The sequence below is a fragment of the Lentibacter sp. genome (assembly GCF_965657785.1).
GTDB lineage: Bacteria > Pseudomonadota > Alphaproteobacteria > Rhodobacterales > Rhodobacteraceae > Lentibacter.
Window position 1 is genome coordinate 1 of sequence record NZ_CBFHPP010000021.1, and the last position, 15,175, is coordinate 15,175.

Here is a 15,175-nt window from a genome sequence, read left to right on the forward strand (position 1 = left end):
TACCCGTCGCGCTGCTTTGATGTGAGCATTGCCGAGCAACATGGCGTGACCTTTTGCGCTGCGCTGGCGGCGGGCGGCATGAAGCCGTTTTGCACGATGTATTCGACATTTTTGCAGCGCGGTTATGACCAGATTGTGCATGATGTGGCTTTGCAGAACCTGCCTGTGCGCTTTGCGATTGACCGTGCGGGGCTTGTCGGCGCGGACGGGGCGACACACGCGGGGAGCTATGACATCGCTTATCTCGCGAATCTGCCCAATATGGTTGTGATGGCCGCTAGCGACGAGGCCGAGCTGAAGCATATGGTGGCGACTGCTGCGGCGCATGATAGCGGGCCGATTGCCTTCAGGTATCCGCGCGGCGAGGGTGTTGGCGTTGAGATGCCTCAGCGCGGCGTTGCGCTTGAGATTGGCAAGGGCCGCGTCGTGCGCGAAGGCGCGCGGGTTGCGCTTCTGAGCTTTGGCACGCGGCTGGCCGAGGCCGAGGCCGCCGCCGAGACGCTCGCGGCCAAGGGGATCAATCCGACGGTTGCAGACGCGCGGTTTGCGAAGCCTTTGGACAAAGAGATGATCTTGCGGCTGGCGCGCGAGCATGACGTTTTGATCACGCTGGAAGAGGGCGCTGTGGGCGGGTTTGGCTCACACGTGGCGCAGCTTCTGGCCGAAGAAGGCGCGTTTGATGCGGGGCTGAAGTTCCGCTCTATGGTCTTGCCCGACTGGTTCATTGACCAAGGCTCGCCCAAGGAAATGTATGCCGAGGCAGGGCTAGAGGCCGATGATATTGTAACGAAAGTTCTGGATGTTTTGGGTGTGGCTCAGGTGAAGCGGGCCTGAAAAGCGAAACCCCGCGAGGACCCTAAGGCTGTCGCGGGGCTCTAACTGATTGAGAGCTTCGATTCGCTCTCGACACATCTAAAATGTGCCATACCGTATCGAAAATCAATGATTACTTGACTCAGCGTGCGTTTGCGAGTGCGATTTGGGGAAGTGAATCCATGAAGAAACAACATATTGACACAAAAGATACTACCATCCCTCTCAGCCGATAGATTTGAACCCTATTTGAAGGCTGTTGGTTATGATCAGAGCCGCGCCTTCAAGCTTTATATGTGGAATTTGCATCTCTCTTCTGCCTTCTACCCATTGCTTGCTTCGATCGAAGTTGCACTGAGAAATCGCATCATTTTGTGTTTGAAGGAAGCGTTTGGGGATCAATGGTGGGATAGCGCTCAATTTCAAAGCTTGTTGGGAAAGCGCGGCAAGGGGATTCTATTGAGAGCGGTGAAGGAAGTGGTGAAAAGCGACCGTACCCTTACGGACGGACGTATCACTGCTGAGCTAAGCTTCGGGTTTTGGACGAATATGTTTCTCCCGAAATATGAGGCGCATCTTTGGCAGTGCTTTTGCGCGGAAACACCTTTGGCTGAGGCCATTTCGAGAGAGCAAATTTTGGACCGTTGCAACAAGATCAGGGTGTTGAGAAACCGTATTTCCCATCATGAAACCTTGATTGGGCGAAATATCACGCTGGATTACTCGGAAACGCTGGAGCTTCTCCGCTGGATATGTCCAGATACTGCGGACTGGATCAAACCAGAGTTGAAGATCATGGCGCTGGTGCGCCAGCGGCCTTAGAGGAGCTTATCCAGCTTCTTATCTATCGCATCCAGCCGCGCTTTTACGTCGTCGCGGTAGGCGTCTGTGTTGGCGACGTCTTCTGTGTGGTGGGCGTCTTGCATGGAGTTGACCACGAGGCCGACGAGCAGGTTGACCACTGCGAAGGTTGTCACGAGGATGAACGGCAGGAAGAAGGCCCATGCGTAGGGGTAGACTTCCATCACGGGGCGGACGATCCCCATGGACCAGCTTTCGAGTGTCATGATCTGGAAGAGGGTATAGCCAGATGCTCCGAGCGAGCCGAACCACTGCGGGAAGGCGTCGGCGAAGAGTTTTGTCGCGATGACGGCGCCGATGTAGAAGATGAGCGCCATCAGCATGAAGACCGAGCCCATGCCGGGCATGGCTTTGATCAGGCCTTCGACGACGCGGCGCAGGGAGGGCGCGACTGATATGACGCGCAGAACCCGCAGGATGCGCAGGGCGCGCATGGCGGAGAAGCCTTGGCCTGCGGGGATGAGCGAGATTGTGATGATCACGAAATCAAAAATGTTCCAGCCCGAGCGGAAAAAGCGGGGGCCATGGGCGACGAGCTTTGCCACCAGCTCGAGCACGAAGATGGTCAGGCAGAGGGTGTCGAGCGCTTTGATCAGGCCGCCATAACTTGCCATGGCGCTTCGGGAGGTTTCCAAGCCGAGGATGATCGCGTTGAAGATGATCACGGCTGTGATGATCGTTGCGGTTCTCGGATGATCCACGAGTTTGGCGAGCGTTGCGCGCAGGGACATATTGGCCTCGGAAGCTAGGGTTTAGCGTTAGGTAGGGGCTTGGGCGTTAAAGGCAAGTTTATTCGCGCTGTCTAAACCTGAATCATAGCATTGTGGCGGCAGGCCCACAGCACCGAGACATTACGAGGCGCTTTATCTGTGCGTTTCGGCAGCGAGGATAGCCGCCAGGCCAGACATATAGTCGGGGTAGAGCAGGTTTACGCCGAGGTCGTCTTTGATACGGTCATTTGCGACGCGTTTGCTTTCGCCATAAAAGCTGCGCGCCATGGGGGACAGCTCGGCCTCTTCAAAGCGCACTTCGGGGGGCGGGGCCATGCCGAGAAGCTCGGCGGCATAGGCGAGCACGTCTTGCGGCGGGGCTGGCATATCATCGCAAACATTATAGGCGGCGCCCGGGTTGGGGCTATTGATCGAGGCGAGCAGCACTTGGGCAATATCGTCGACATGGGTGCGCGAGAAGACCTGCCCGTCTTTTATGATCCGTCTGGCTGTGCCGTTGCGGATTTTTTCAAAGGGTCCGCGGTGGGGGCCATAGATCCCTGCGAGGCGGAAGATATGCAGCGGCAGGCCTGTGCCGCGCCATTGCTCTTCGGCTTCAACGCGCATCAGGCCGCGGCGGCTGCTCGGCGTCAGGGGCGTGTCTTCTGTGACCCATCCGCCTTTGTGGTCGCCGTAGACGCCTGTTGTGGAGAGATAGCCGACCCATTGAAGAGCGGGTGCGCGTTGAGCCAGTTTAGAGCCGTATTTTGCCAAAAAGGGATCTCCACCCTCTGTGGGGGAGGCGGAGACAAGCAGGTGTGTCGCCTTGGACAGCGCGTCTGTCAGATCGCCGTCAGGGAAGAGGAGTGGCGTGACGCCTTGGGCCTTGATTGCGGCATATTTCTCGGGCGAACGGGTTGTGCCGAAAAGCTGCCAGCCTTCGGGGGCGAGACGCTTGGCCAGTGAATTGGCAGAATAGCCCTGACCAATGGTGAGAAGGGTTTGTGTCATGGTGTTGTTGCTGTTTTGGCGGCCAGTTTGCGTGTTGCGCGCATGGTGCGCAAGATCGCGACGGAATAGAGCACAAGCGCCATCCAGATCATCGGGAAGGCGATCATCCGTGCGCCGCCGAAGGGCTCTTTGAACACAAACACGCCGATCAGGAAAATCATTGTCGGCGCGATATATTGCAAAATTGCGATTGTGCTGAGGCGCAGAAGCTTGGCGCCGTTGGCGTAGATGAGAAGCGGCACCGCTGTGACCACGCCGCAGCCGAGGAGGAGCCATGTATCATAGCTGTTGGCGAGAAAATTTCCTGTCGGGCCGAGCCAGAGAATATAGGCGAGTGCGGGCGGTGTGAGGATGATCACTTCAAGGAGGAAGCCTTGATTGGGGCCGATGGGGAGCGACTTTTTGGCCAGTGCGTAAAAGCCCCATGTGACGAAGAGGGCGATGGCCACCCAAGGGAGCGAACCTGCCTCAAGCGTGAGGACCACCACAGCGGCAAAGGCCAGTGCGAGGGCGGCGAGCTGGAGCTTGTTTGGCCGCTCGCCAAGCAGGACCGCACCAAGGAAGACGGAGAACAGCGGGTTGATGTAATAACCAAGGGCGGCATCAAGGGTGTGGCCTGATGTGATGGCCCAGACGTAGAAACCCCAGTTGATCGAAATGAGCGCGGCTGTGACGCAGCCCATGGCGAGCATTTTGGGCGTTGTCAGAGCCGTTTTGATATCGGAGGTGCGACCGAGGAGTATGAGCAGGGTGGCTGCGATGGGAAGCGACCAGAGCACGCGGTGCGCGACGACTTCTGCGGGGGGAATATGGCTGAGGAGTTTCATGTAGAGCGGCAGGAAGCCCCAGAGCACATAGGCTGTGAGCGCAAAGGCGAGGCCTTGGGGGGTGTCGCGGTTTTCGGTCATGCTGTGCTCCTCTTCCTTGACTGACTAGGCTGTTTTGGGGGGGAGGACCAGCCCTGTGACGTGTTGCTTGGGTTTCGGAGTGTGCTTCGCACACTCCGACCAGGGCGAGGGGCTTTGCCCCTCGCGCTCCCCAGGATATTTTTAGAAAGAGGAAGGGTTAGGCGCGCACTTTCTCCGACTTTGGATCATACATTGGCTTGAGGGAGGCCTTTGCTTTGACGCGGGTTCCTTTGACGTCGATTTCGTAAGTAGAGGCGAGGACATCGGCGGCGGATTGGCCTTCGCAGGGAACGTAACCGAGGCCCACGGCTGCGCCGAGGCTGTGGCCGTAGCCGCCTGAGGACAGGTAGCCGACGATCTCGCCATCCCGCAGGATTGGTTCGTTGTGGTAGAGGAGCGGTCCGCTGTCTTCCAGGAGGAACTGCACCATGCGCGCTTTGGGGCCTGTTTCCTTGCGGGTGGCGACGGCTGATTTGCCTATGAAGTCGGGTTTGGAGAGATCGACTGCGAAGCTGAGGCCGGCGTCGATGACATTGTCCTCTGCTGTGATATCGTGGCCGAAGTGGCGGAAGGCTTTCTCGATCCGGCAGCTGTCCATCGCGTGCATACCGCAGAGCTTGAGGCCGAGGGGCTGGCCTGCTTTATGGAGTGTCTCGAAAGCGTGGCTTGCCATGTCTGCGCTGACGTAGATCTCCCAGCCGAGTTCGCCGACGTAGGAGACGCGGTGGGCGCGGGCGAGCCCCATGCCAAGCTCGATCTCTTGGGCTGTTCCGAAGGGGTTTGCCTCGTTTGAGAAGTCATTTGGCGAAACGGCTTGCAAGAGCTTGCGCGCGTTTGGCCCCATGACGGCGAGCACGCCTTCGGCGGCTGTGACATCGGTGATGATGGCCATGTGGGAGCCGAGATTGCGGCGCAACCATGTTTCATCCGCGAGGCGCGTGGCGGCGGGCGTGACCACGAGATAGGCTGTCTCGGAGAGGCGGGTGACGGTGACGTCGGCCTCGATCCCGCCGGTTGCATTGAGGAACTGTGTGTAAACGATCTTGCCTTTGGGAACGGACATATTTGCGCCGCAGACGTGGTTGAGGAAGGCTTCGGCATCGGGGCCTTCGACGCGCAGTTTGCCGAAGGACGACATATCATACATCCCGATGTTTTCGCGGATGGCGGTATGCTCAGTGGCGCGATTGTCAAACCAGTTCTGGCGCTGCCATGTGTAGCTGTAGTCTGCCTCTTGGCCCTCATTGGCGAACCAGTTGGCGCGCTCCCAGCCTGCCAGCTCGCCCATGACGGCGCCGTTTGCGAGCAGCTTGTCGTGAAAGGGCGTGCGGCGGATGCCGCGGGCTGTATCTTTCTGGCGGAAGGGGAAGTGATCGGCATAAAGCAGGCCGAGGGCTTCTTTTGAGCGCTCAAAGAGGTAATGCGCGTTGCCTTGGAAGGGCTGCATCCGAGAAATATCGACATCGCCCAGATCAAACGGCTTGCTGCCTGTGTCCATCCATGCGGCGAGGGCCATACCTGCGCCGCCAGCGGACTGGATCCCGATCGAATTGAAGCCGGCGGCGACCCAGACGTTGTCCATCTCGTGGGCGAGGCCAAGGTGATAGGCGTTGTCGGGCGTGAAGCTTTCGGGGCCGTTGAAGAAGGTGTGGATGCCGGCTTCGCCGAGCATGGGCATACGGTTGACGGCTTTTTCAAGAATCGGCTCGAAGTGATCGAAGTCTTCCTGAAGCTGGTCGAACTCAAAGCTCTCGGCGATGCCCTCCATGCCCCAAGGTTTGGCACGCGGCTCGAAGGCACCGAGCATGAGCTTGCCTGCGTCTTCTTTGTAATAGGCGCATTCATCAGGGACGCGCAGGACAGGAAGCTGCGTGAGGCCTGCGATCGGCTCGGAGACGATATAGAAGTGCTCGCAGGCGTGGAGGGGAACATTGACGCCCGCCATTTTGCCGACGTCGCGGCCCCACATACCAGCGCAGTTGACGATATGGTCGGTTTCTATTGTGCCTGTTGTGCCGTCTTCGCCTTGCCAGTTGACGGATGTGACGCGGCGGCCTGTTTTGGCGATATCCGTGACTTTGACGCGCTCTTGCACGGTGGCGCCACGCTGGCGCGCGCCTTTTGCGAGGGCGAGGGCGATGTTGGCGGGGTCGCCCTGCCCGTCAAGCGGCAGGTAGACGCCGCCTGTGACACCGTCGATGTTGAGGTGTTCGTAGCGTTGCTTGATCTCTTGGGGGCTGATTTCTTCGACCGCGACACCGAAAGCACGGGCCATGGCGGCGGAGCGGTGTAGCTCTTCCAGGCGCTCGGAGGTGAGGGCGGCTGTGATGGAGCCGACGCGCTTGAAGCCTGTGGCGACGCCTGTTTCAGCCTCAAGATTGCCGTAGAGCTCTTGGGAGTATTTCGCGAGCTTGGTCATATTGGCGGTGGCGCGCAGCTGTGCGATGAGGCCTGCGGCGTGCCATGTTGTGCCTGAGGTGAGCTGTTTGCGCTCGAGCAGCACCACATCTTTCCAGCCGAGTTTTGTCAGGTGATAGGCGACGGAGCATCCGACGATGCCGCCACCGATGATAACGACGCGGGCTTTGGAGGGGAGGGTTGGCATTTGGGTGACTCCATGGATGGTGGGGCTTGGCTTGGCGGAGTGGCGGGGGCCAGCCCCCGCACCCCCGGGATATTTTTGGCAAAAAGAAAGGTTAGGTTATGGTGTGGCCTGCGGCTTTGAGTTGGGTGGCGAGTTCGGCGATGTGGTCGGGGCCGACTTCGCAGCAGCCGCCCACGATGGTTGCGCCTTGGGCGATCCAGTGCATGGCGAACTGGGCGTAGTCTTTTGGGCCGAGGTCTTTGCGTTGTTCTAATGCGTCGACTGTGGGGGCGTCTTTCAGGAAGCCTTCGGAGATCCGCGTGAAGCCATTGGCATAGGCGCCGAAGGGCAGGCCTATGGGCGCGATGAGATCGAGGGCTGCTGCTATGGCTTCGGGGCGGGAGCAGTTGACGAGGAGCGCGGCGGGGGCGAAGTCTTTTACAAGTTGGGCCAAGTTAGAGACGGATTCGCCAGAGCGCAGTTTGGTGCCGTCATCATCATCGACTGTGACGGCGAGCCAGACGGGTTTGTCGGCACCTGTGCAGCCCATGAGAGCGCCGCGGGCGGCGTGCAGGGAGGAGACCGTTTCGATCAGGAAGAGATCGGCGCTTGGCGCGAGGCGTTCCATATTGATGCGGTAGGCTGTGGCGGCCTCGTCAAGCGGGACCGCGATATCAGGGCGATAGCTTGCGCCGAGCGGGCCAAGGGAGGCGGCGATTCGACCAGAGCCATGCGTGGCGCGGGCGGCCACGGCCTCGGCGGCGGCCGTGTCGAGGAGGCGCAGGTGCTCATCTGCGAGGCCGACGCGTTCGAGCCTGTCGGGCCAGACGGCGTAGCTGTTTGTTGTGGCGATGGTTGCGCCTCTGTTGAAGTAGTCAAGGTGCACGGCGCGCACGACGTCGGGCTGCTCCATCATCACCGATGTGGACCAGAGCGGGGTGGCGCGGCTGCCCGAGCGCTTGACGATTTCCTGACCGATGGAGCCGTCGAGGAGGGTTATGTCTGTCATGCGCGCAGTCTTTCGTTGTTGGCGTCCCAGAGGGGCGCATCTTCTTCAACCACGGCTTTGCAGCGTGTGCCGTAGATTTCGACCTCAAGCTCTGTGCCAGCTGTCGCCAGATCGGCTCTGATCATGCCCAAGGCGATGGATTTGCCGATGCGATAGCCCCAGCCGCCTGAGGTTGTTTCGCCGACGATCTCGCCGCCAGAATAGATGCAGGACATATAGGGCGCGTCGGTGTCGCCTGCCTCGACCGTGAGGGTGACGAAGCGCTTTTTGCTGCCTTGCTGCTTTTCGGCCAGAAGCGCGGCTTTGCCGGGAAAGTCTTGTGGCTTGTCGAGCTTCACAAAGCGCTCGAGGCCGCCTTCGAAGAGGGAGTAATCTGTGGAAAGATCGCCCTTCCATGCGCGGTAGCCTTTTTCGAGGCGCAGGGAATTGAGCGCCCACATCCCGAAGGGCTTGGCTCCGGCTGCGAGGATGGCCTCATAGATCGCAGGCAGGGCGGCATTTGTGGCGTGGACTTCCCAGCCAAGCTCACCTGCGAAGGAGACACGGGCGAGGGCGCAGGGCTGGTCTGCGACTGTGGCGGACTGGTGAGAGAGCCACGGCAGGGAGAGGTCTGCGTCTGTGCCGATTTGCTCGAAAAGCGCGCGGGCCTTCGGGCCTGTGACGATCAGGGTTCCGAACTCTGTGGAGTGGTCTGTGAGGCTGAGGCCCTCGGGGAGGCGGGCGCGCAGAAGCTCGTAGTCATGCCACTGCGCGGTAGCCGCTGTGATCAGTGTGAAGCTGTCCTCGTCATGGCGGATGCAGCTCATTTCGGTGAGGATACGGCCGCGATTGTCGGCGAAATACATCAGATTCATGCGGCCGATTTTAGGCAGGGCGCCAGTGATCTGGCTACGCAAGAACTCTGCGGCACCTGTGCCAGAGAGATTGAAGCGGGAGAAGCCCGGGAGATCAAGGACGCCGACGCTATCGCGCACGGCTTCGCATTCTTCGCGGATGCGCTGCTCCCATGGGCCAGAGCGCGCCCATGTATGTGTCGCTTCTTCGGAAGTGTCGTCGCCGTCCTGAGCGAACCAGTTGGCGCGCTCCCAGCCGTTGTAATCGCCCATCTGGCCGCCAAGCGCTTTGACGCGGGCGTGGACGGGCGAGAGCTTGCGGTCGGGAGCGGCGGGCCAGCGGTGCCATGGGAAGTGCATGGCGTATTCATTGCCGTAGACTTCCATGCCCTTGGCGACGCAGTAGTCGTGATCTGTGTAGTCGGTGTAGCGGCGCGGATCCACGGCCCACATATCCCATTCGGTTGCGCCATCGACGATCCATTCGGCCATGACCTTGCCCGCGCCGCCGCCTTGAGCGATTCCGAAGGTAAAGACGCAGGCCTCAAACGCGTTGTCGACGCCCGGCATCGGGCCGATCAGCGGGAGGCCATCGGGGGCATAGGGGATCGGGCCGTTGATGACGCTGGAGACACCTGTTGTGGCCATGAGCGGGACGCGCTCCATGGCGTCTGTGACGATATCCTCAATGCGGTCGAGGTCTTCCTGCCAGAGCTGGAAGGAGAAATCGTCGGGCATCTCGGCGTCGCCGCCTTCCCAGTGGGGTTTGCAATTTGGCTCATAGGGGCCGAGATTGTAGCCACCTTTTTCTTGGCGCAGGTAATAGGAGACGTCTACATCGCGGATGAGTGGGAGCTTTTTGCCGTGTTCTTCGGACCATGCGACCACCTCGGGGATCTGCTCTGTCAGCAGATACTGGTGCTCCATCACCATCATCGGAACGGTGCGCCCGCCATAGGGCTTGAACCATTCGCCGACGCGCTGGGCGTAATAGCCTGCGGCGTTGACCACATAGTCGGCGGCGATATTGCCTTTTTCGGTGTGCACGATCCAGCTTTTGTCAGCCTGCTGGGTGACGCCTGTGGCGGGGGTGAAGCGAAGGATTTTCTGGCCCATGTCGCGCGCGCCTTTGGCGAGGGCTTGGGTAAGCTGAGCGGGGTCGATATCGCCGTCTGTCGGATCGTAGAGCACACCTGCGAGATCGTGGGTTTCAAGGAAAGGGTAATGCGCCTTGGCTTCCTCGGGGGTCCAGATTTCCATGGCGATGCCTTGGTAGCGGCCCATAGAGGCGGCGCGCTCGAATTCCTGCATACGCTCTTTGGTATGGGCCAGGCGGATCGAGCCTGACTGGTGATAGTTCATGGGATAGTCGACTTCTGCGCCGAGGCGGGCGTAAAGCTCTGTCGAGTAGCGCTGCATATTCATGATCGACCATGAGGTCGAGAAGGTGGGCACGTTGCCTGCGGCGTGCCATGTGCTGCCTGCGGTCAGTTCGTTCTTTTCGAGCAGAACACAATCTGTCCAGCCTTTGAGGCCGAGGTGATAGAGCACAGAGCAGCCGACAACGCCGCCACCGATGACGACCACGCGGGCTTTTGTTGGAATATCGGACATGATGTTTACTCCCAGATGAGGCGTGCAGCGAGGCCGCCGAAGACGATGGATGTGATTTTGTTGAGCGTTCCGCCCATACGGATGATGCGCTGGCCCGCGAGGCCAGCGGCGATGCCATAGGTGCTGTTGATGATCAGGCCCGAGGCGTTGAAGATAAGCCCGAGGATGAGGATTTGCTGCCAGATTGGCCCCGCTTCGGGACGGGTGAACTGGGGCAGAAAGGCGACAATGAAGAGCGCGACTTTCGGGTTGAGCAGGTTTGTCAGATAGCCGCGCTTCAACGCCGAGAAGAGGCGTGTTGCGCCGCGTGCTTTCTCCAGCTCGGGTGGGGCGCGCCATGTTTTGATGGCGAGCAGAATCAGATAGGCGGCGCCGAGGTAGCGGATCATGTCATAGGCGTGTGGCACGGCCATGAGCGCAGCCGAAATACCGAGAACCGCGAACATCATATGGGTGAGGCCCCCGAACGCGATCCCTGTCGCGGCGGCGATGCCTGCGCGGGGGCCGCCTGATATGCCCGAAGCCATAGAAAAGGCGACATCTGAGCCAGGGGTGATATTGAGCAGGATACCTGCGCCTGTGAAGGTCAGGATCAAGGCTGTGTCCATGGCAAAAAACGTCTCTAACATGGCCTAAACTCTCCCAGATGTGGCGCCAAGTGCGAGGCCATAGGCGATAAAACAGAGGCCCATTGCACGGCGGAACCATACGTTGAAGACAGCGCCGAGCGCGAGCTTTCCAAGACCCGCGCCAAGGGCTGTATATGTCACATAGCTGAGCGTTGTGAGGCTGAGCGCGGTGGGCACAATCAGCCACATTTGCGCTGAAATGGCTGTAGTAGGGTCTACAAACTGGCTGAAGGCGGCGAAGTAGCCTGCGACAGATTTCGGGTTGATTGTCGCGATGAGAAAGGCGCGGGTGAAGAGCGAGCGGCCTGCGTGCGTGTCTGCCTTGATCGGCAAATGCGCCATCAGAACAGCCCGCAAGCCGAGATAAACGAGAAAAGCGGCCCCTGCATATTTGAGAACGAGAAAGGCTGTCGCAGACGCTGCGAGAAGCGCTGTGATGCCAAAGCCCGAGAGTGTGAGAAACAAAATCGCCTGACAGAGGATCGCCGCGACGGCGGGCAAGGCGCGGAGAAATCCGAGACTCATGCCCGACTGGATGCAGTTGACAGCATTTGGGCCAGGGGTTGTGACAAACACCAGCCAGAAAAGCGCAAATAGGGTCCAGGCTTCGAAGCTCATGTCAATACACCGGCGGCGCGATGACCCAGATCGCCACGGCAGGGTCATCATAGGGGTTGATCCACTCAAACGGCTCGCCCCGAATGCGGAAACTGTCCCCCGGATGGATTGTGAAGCGCTTGCCACCAATGACCAGATCAAGCCTGCCAGAGATCAGGTAGCCGACCTCTTGCGTGGGGCGCGTTACGGCTTCACCAATGCGCGACTGGGGTGCAAAGGTAGAATGGACCATCTCGAAATCATCGGTGAGATCAGGAGAGAGGAGCTCCTCGACAAGCCCCGCCTCGCCTGAGCCAATGGGGCGGCGGGCCCCGTTGCGCACCACATAACCGGCCTCATCTGTGGGCGCTGGCGCGTGACTGAACAACATTGAAACAGATACGCCAAGCGTGCGCGCCATATGGCGCAGATCGGTGATGGACGGTTCGGAGAGGTCACGTTCAACCTGGCTGAGCCAGCCCACCGAGCGGCCAAGCGTCTCCGCCATATCCGTCAGCGTCAAACCACGCGCCTTTCGCAAAGCGCGCAGATCGGCGCCGAGGGTCTGCGAAGAAGTTGTCGCCTGGTTCATCCGAATCCCGTGAAATTTGATTACCAATTTTCACGATGCATCAGGAGGGTGAAATTTCAAAGCCTTTTTTCACACTCTTTCTTTTTGCTGAAAATATCCCGGGGGAGTTTGAGGGGGCTGGCCCCCTCAACGGGTCGGATTTCGCGAAGCGAAATTCGAACTCAAATCAAAAAGAAAATACCTCAGCCAGTATCGCCTCTAACGCCTCGGCATCCTCAAGAGTGAAGGCCGCAGGCTGATCACTATCGATGTCGAGCACGGCGATCACTTCGCCGGCGACGTTGAACACAGGCAGGACAAGTTCCGAGCGGGTGCTGGAGGCGCAGGCGATATGGTCTTCAAAAGCGTCTACATCGTCGACAAGTTGCACCGTGCGGGTCCGCGCTGCGGCGCCGCAGACCCCGCGGGAAAAAGGGATTTGCAAACAGCCGTGACCGCCTTGGTAGGGGCCGATCTTGAGCAGATCAGGCTCTGTTACACGGTAAAACCCTGTCCAGTCGAAGCGATCATCGGAATGATGGATTTCACAGGCGAGGGTTGCCATGAGGGCGACTGTGTCTGTTTCGCCTGTTGTGAGCGAACGGATTGTTTTGGCGAGGGTGTCGTAGTTGACCTGCATGGCTGTGCCTTTTGAGAGGGCCGGAGCGGGGCGCTGCCCCGCACCCCGGGATATTTTTAGAAAGAAAAAGGGTTAGACGCGTTCTATTGCGATGGCTGTGCCTTCGCCGCCACCGATACAGATCGCGGCAACGCCGCGTTTGAGGTCGCGTTTTTCCAGAGCATTGAGGAGGGTCACGATGATGCGTGTGCCAGAGGCGCCGATCGGGTGGCCGAGGGCGCAGGCACCGCCATTGACGTTTATCTTGTCACGCGCGATGCCCATGTCTTGCATGAAGGCCATGGGGACAACGGCGAAGGCTTCGTTGACTTCCCAAAGGTCGACGTCGTCGACAGACCAGCCGATATTTTTGAGAAGTTTCTGCGCGGCGGGGATTGGTGCTGTGGCGAACCAGCCGGGGGCTTGGGCATGGCTTGCATGGCCGATGATCTGGGCGCGCAGTGTCAGGCCTTGGGCGTTTGCGGCCTCTTCTGAAGCAAGAACAAGTGCGGCTGCGCCATCGGAGATGGAGGAGGCATTGGCGGCAGTGACTGTGCCACCTTCGCGGAAGGCGGGCTTGAGCGTCGGGATTTTTTCGGGGCGGGCTTTTGCGGGCTGTTCGTCCTCGGTGATGATGATGTCACCTTTGCGGGTTGTCAGGGTGACGGGGGCGACTTCGCCCTCGAAAGCGCCTGTGCGGATGGCCTCGAGCGCGCCATTAAGCGAGCCTATGGCGTAATCGTCTTGTGAGGCGCGGGTGAACTGGTATTTCTCGGCGCAATCTTCCGCGAAGGTGCCCATGAGGCGGCCCTTGTCATAGGCGTCTTCAAGCCCGTCGAGGAACATATGATCAATCACCTTCTGGTGGCCGATCCGCGCGCCTGAGCGCATTTTTTCCAGAAGATAGGGCGCATTTGACATAGATTCCATGCCGCCTGTGACCACTGTGTCTGTGTTGCCAAGGGCGATCTGGTCAAAGCCCATCATGGTGGTTTTCATGCCTGAGCCACACATTTTATTGACGGTTGTGGCGGGAACCTCCTCGCCGAGGCCGCCTGCGAATCCAGCTTGACGGGCTGGCGCCTGGCCTTGGCCTGCGGGTAGAACGCAGCCCATCAGCAACTCGTCGACGGTGCTTGCGCCAGCGTTGGCGAGGGCGGCGCGGATGGCGGCGCCGCCAAGTATCGCGGCGGGGACGCCATCAAAAACGCCTTGAAAGCCGCCCATTGGCGTGCGGGCTGCACCTGCGATCATCACTTTTTTCATGGGGTGTCCTCCTGAGTTGCTCCTTCATTACCGAATAGAAAGGTTTGCCGTCTAGTGTCGTCTCTCAAGGGCGTAGTTCTACGGTAATGGAGAATGTTATGGAGTTTAGCTGTAGCGAGGCGGGGGATGTCTTGATTGTGCGGGTTCTGGCGGCACGTATTGATGCGGCGGCGGCGCTAAAGTTTAAAGATGCGCTGCGCGAGCTTGCGGGGCAAGCCAGCCACGTGGTTTTGGATTTGCGGGATGTGGAATTTGTCGACTCAAGCGGCCTTGGTGCGATTGTGGCGGTTATGAAGTTGATGGGGCGCACACGGCGGCTTGACCTTGCTGGGCTGACGCCGACTGTCGACAAGGTCTTTCGTCTGACGCGGATGGATTCGATTTTTACGATCCATGATAGTGTCGATGATGTGCCAAAGTTTTATCAAGCAGGTTAACGGCGGATTGAGGAAGTGCCGAAGATGCGCGACCCTAAAGATATCAAAAAGCAGATACAGCTGGAATTTTCCGGCTCTGAGCTTGGTGTGCGCAAAGCCTTGCAAACGATTATAGATGGGTTGGTGGGAGGCGGGCATTGTCAAAACGATCTTGGCTTGGTCGAGGTTGTGCTGGCGGAGGTGTTTAACAATATTGTTGAGCACGCTTATGAGGCTGGATCTGCCGGGCGCATTTTTGTCAGCGTGACAGTTTGCGCAGAGAGGTTTTGTTTTTTGGTGACAGACGAGGGGCGCGCCTTGCCGTTTGAAGCGATTTCGCAAGGGGGGCTGCCCGAGCTTGACGGGCCGCTGGAGACACTGCCAGAGGGCGGTTTTGGCTGGTATCTGGTGCGCAAGCTGGCGTCTGATCTGAGCTATCAGCGCAAAGACGGGCGCAACGAGCTTATGTTTTCAATGCCTTTTCAGGCGGATCTCTAAAGCGGTGATCCCGGCGCTTCAGAAAACTTGAAAATGCCATAATCAGCCCGAAGATTCGCCTGATTCAGCCGTCATACATGGGCTTGTAGCTGCATATAGCTTCCCTCGGCGCTGCGCGTTAATAGCCCCCACCCAGTGTGCGGCGTCGAGGCCTTATCTATCTGACGTTTCGTTCTGATGAAACTGCATTGGCAATGGCCGCTGCGGCGCATAGTCTTTTCTTTGAAGCGAAACAG

Annotated in this window: 15 protein-coding genes; 4 read left to right on the forward strand and 11 right to left on the reverse strand. The window is 59.2% G+C overall.

The genetic code is table 11. From position 1 onward, the window contains the following. Both ACTF58_RS10955 and ACTF58_RS10960 read left to right on the forward strand, forming a co-directional pair. On the forward strand, positions 1 to 834 hold an 834-nt coding region (locus tag ACTF58_RS10955), incomplete at its 5' end, for a transketolase C-terminal domain-containing protein (RefSeq protein ID WP_438992016.1). Positions 835 to 1,011: 177 nt separating this feature from the next. Then, positions 1,012 to 1,635: a hypothetical protein gene (locus ACTF58_RS10960; protein WP_438992017.1), complete on the forward strand. Its 624-nt coding sequence runs from the start codon at positions 1,012 to 1,014 to the stop codon at positions 1,633 to 1,635. On the opposite strand, the gene ACTF58_RS10965 is transcribed toward ACTF58_RS10960, so the two are convergent. The 11 genes from ACTF58_RS10965 to ACTF58_RS11015 form a co-directional block, all read right to left on the reverse strand. Continuing rightward, on the reverse strand, positions 1,632 to 2,405 hold the full coding sequence (locus ACTF58_RS10965; RefSeq protein WP_438992018.1) for an ion transporter: 774 nt from the start codon (positions 2,403 to 2,405) through the stop codon (positions 1,632 to 1,634). The genes ACTF58_RS10960 and ACTF58_RS10965 overlap by 4 nt on opposite strands. A gap of 132 nt (positions 2,406 to 2,537) precedes the next feature. Continuing rightward, the gene (locus ACTF58_RS10970; protein ID WP_438992019.1) at positions 2,538 to 3,395 is read right to left on the reverse strand and encodes an SDR family oxidoreductase; all 858 of its coding nucleotides are present in this window, start codon (positions 3,393 to 3,395) and stop codon (positions 2,538 to 2,540) included. Next, on the reverse strand, positions 3,392 to 4,303 hold the full coding sequence (gene rarD, locus ACTF58_RS10975) for an EamA family transporter RarD (protein ID WP_438992020.1): 912 nt from the start codon (positions 4,301 to 4,303) through the stop codon (positions 3,392 to 3,394). Before rarD ends, ACTF58_RS10970 begins: the two co-directional genes overlap by 4 nt. 157 nt (positions 4,304 to 4,460) lie before the next feature. Beyond that, entirely contained in the window at positions 4,461 to 6,908 is a 2,448-nt protein-coding gene (locus tag ACTF58_RS10980) for a GcvT family protein (protein ID WP_438992021.1), read from the reverse strand. 91 nt (positions 6,909 to 6,999) lie between these two features. After that, positions 7,000 to 7,896 carry a homocysteine S-methyltransferase family protein gene (locus tag ACTF58_RS10985; protein WP_438992022.1) on the reverse strand — a complete coding sequence of 299 codons (897 nt, stop codon included), beginning with the start codon at positions 7,894 to 7,896 and terminating at the stop codon, positions 7,000 to 7,002. Continuing rightward, positions 7,893 to 10,343 carry a GcvT family protein gene (locus ACTF58_RS10990; RefSeq protein ID WP_438992023.1) on the reverse strand — a complete coding sequence of 817 codons (2,451 nt, stop codon included), beginning with the start codon at positions 10,341 to 10,343 and terminating at the stop codon, positions 7,893 to 7,895. Before ACTF58_RS10990 ends, ACTF58_RS10985 begins: the two co-directional genes overlap by 4 nt. A 5-nt stretch (positions 10,344 to 10,348) precedes the next feature. Further along, positions 10,349 to 10,972, reverse strand: coding sequence for a LysE family translocator (locus ACTF58_RS10995; protein ID WP_438992024.1), 624 nt, complete (start codon positions 10,970 to 10,972; stop codon positions 10,349 to 10,351). Between the two features lie 3 nt (positions 10,973 to 10,975). Continuing rightward, positions 10,976 to 11,590, reverse strand: a complete 615-nt coding sequence (locus tag ACTF58_RS11000; RefSeq protein WP_438992025.1) for a LysE family translocator — start codon at positions 11,588 to 11,590, stop codon at positions 10,976 to 10,978. Position 11,591: 1 nt separating this feature from the next. Then, positions 11,592 to 12,161 (reverse strand): helix-turn-helix domain-containing protein, encoded by a 570-nt coding sequence (locus ACTF58_RS11005; RefSeq protein ID WP_438992026.1) that lies wholly within the window; start codon positions 12,159 to 12,161, stop codon positions 11,592 to 11,594. A 166-nt stretch (positions 12,162 to 12,327) separates the two neighbouring features. Beyond that, a complete protein-coding gene (locus ACTF58_RS11010) occupies positions 12,328 to 12,780 on the reverse strand; it encodes a GAF domain-containing protein (protein ID WP_438992027.1) in 453 nt (150 codons plus the stop codon). 72 nt (positions 12,781 to 12,852) lie between these two features. Beyond that, entirely contained in the window at positions 12,853 to 14,025 is a 1,173-nt protein-coding gene (locus tag ACTF58_RS11015; RefSeq protein WP_438992028.1) for a thiolase family protein, read from the reverse strand. Between the two features lie 98 nt (positions 14,026 to 14,123). On the opposite strand from ACTF58_RS11015, the gene ACTF58_RS11020 reads away from it, so the two are divergent. After that, a complete protein-coding gene (locus ACTF58_RS11020; RefSeq protein ID WP_438992029.1) occupies positions 14,124 to 14,462 on the forward strand; it encodes an STAS domain-containing protein in 339 nt (112 codons plus the stop codon). Positions 14,463 to 14,486: 24 nt separating this feature from the next. After that, on the forward strand, positions 14,487 to 14,939 hold the full coding sequence (locus ACTF58_RS11025) for an ATP-binding protein (RefSeq protein ID WP_438992030.1): 453 nt from the start codon (positions 14,487 to 14,489) through the stop codon (positions 14,937 to 14,939). Positions 14,940 to 15,175 lie beyond the last annotated feature (236 nt).

Bases quoted from the DNA above. Each gene is read 5' to 3' on its own strand.
- ACTF58_RS10965 (WP_438992018.1), bottom strand. From the start codon at position 2,405: ATGTCCCTGCGCGCAACGCTCGCCAAACTCGTGGATCATCCGAGAACC.
- ACTF58_RS10970 (WP_438992019.1), bottom strand. From the start codon at position 3,395: ATGACACAAACCCTTCTCACCATTGGTCAGGGCTATTCTGCCAATTCA.
- rarD (WP_438992020.1), bottom strand. From the start codon at position 4,303: ATGACCGAAAACCGCGACACCCCCCAAGGCCTCGCCTTTGCGCTCACA.
- ACTF58_RS10980 (WP_438992021.1), bottom strand. From the start codon at position 6,908: ATGCCAACCCTCCCCTCCAAAGCCCGCGTCGTTATCATCGGTGGCGGC.
- ACTF58_RS10985 (WP_438992022.1), bottom strand. From the start codon at position 7,896: ATGACAGACATAACCCTCCTCGACGGCTCCATCGGTCAGGAAATCGTC.
- ACTF58_RS10990 (WP_438992023.1), bottom strand. From the start codon at position 10,343: ATGTCCGATATTCCAACAAAAGCCCGCGTGGTCGTCATCGGTGGCGGC.
- ACTF58_RS10995 (WP_438992024.1), bottom strand. From the start codon at position 10,972: ATGTTAGAGACGTTTTTTGCCATGGACACAGCCTTGATCCTGACCTTC.
- ACTF58_RS11000 (WP_438992025.1), bottom strand. From the start codon at position 11,590: ATGAGCTTCGAAGCCTGGACCCTATTTGCGCTTTTCTGGCTGGTGTTT.
- ACTF58_RS11005 (WP_438992026.1), bottom strand. From the start codon at position 12,161: ATGAACCAGGCGACAACTTCTTCGCAGACCCTCGGCGCCGATCTGCGC.
- ACTF58_RS11010 (WP_438992027.1), bottom strand. From the start codon at position 12,780: ATGCAGGTCAACTACGACACCCTCGCCAAAACAATCCGTTCGCTCACA.
- ACTF58_RS11015 (WP_438992028.1), bottom strand. From the start codon at position 14,025: ATGAAAAAAGTGATGATCGCAGGTGCAGCCCGCACGCCAATGGGCGGC.
- ACTF58_RS11020 (WP_438992029.1), top strand. From the start codon at position 14,124: ATGGAGTTTAGCTGTAGCGAGGCGGGGGATGTCTTGATTGTGCGGGTT.
- ACTF58_RS11025 (WP_438992030.1), top strand. From the start codon at position 14,487: ATGCGCGACCCTAAAGATATCAAAAAGCAGATACAGCTGGAATTTTCC.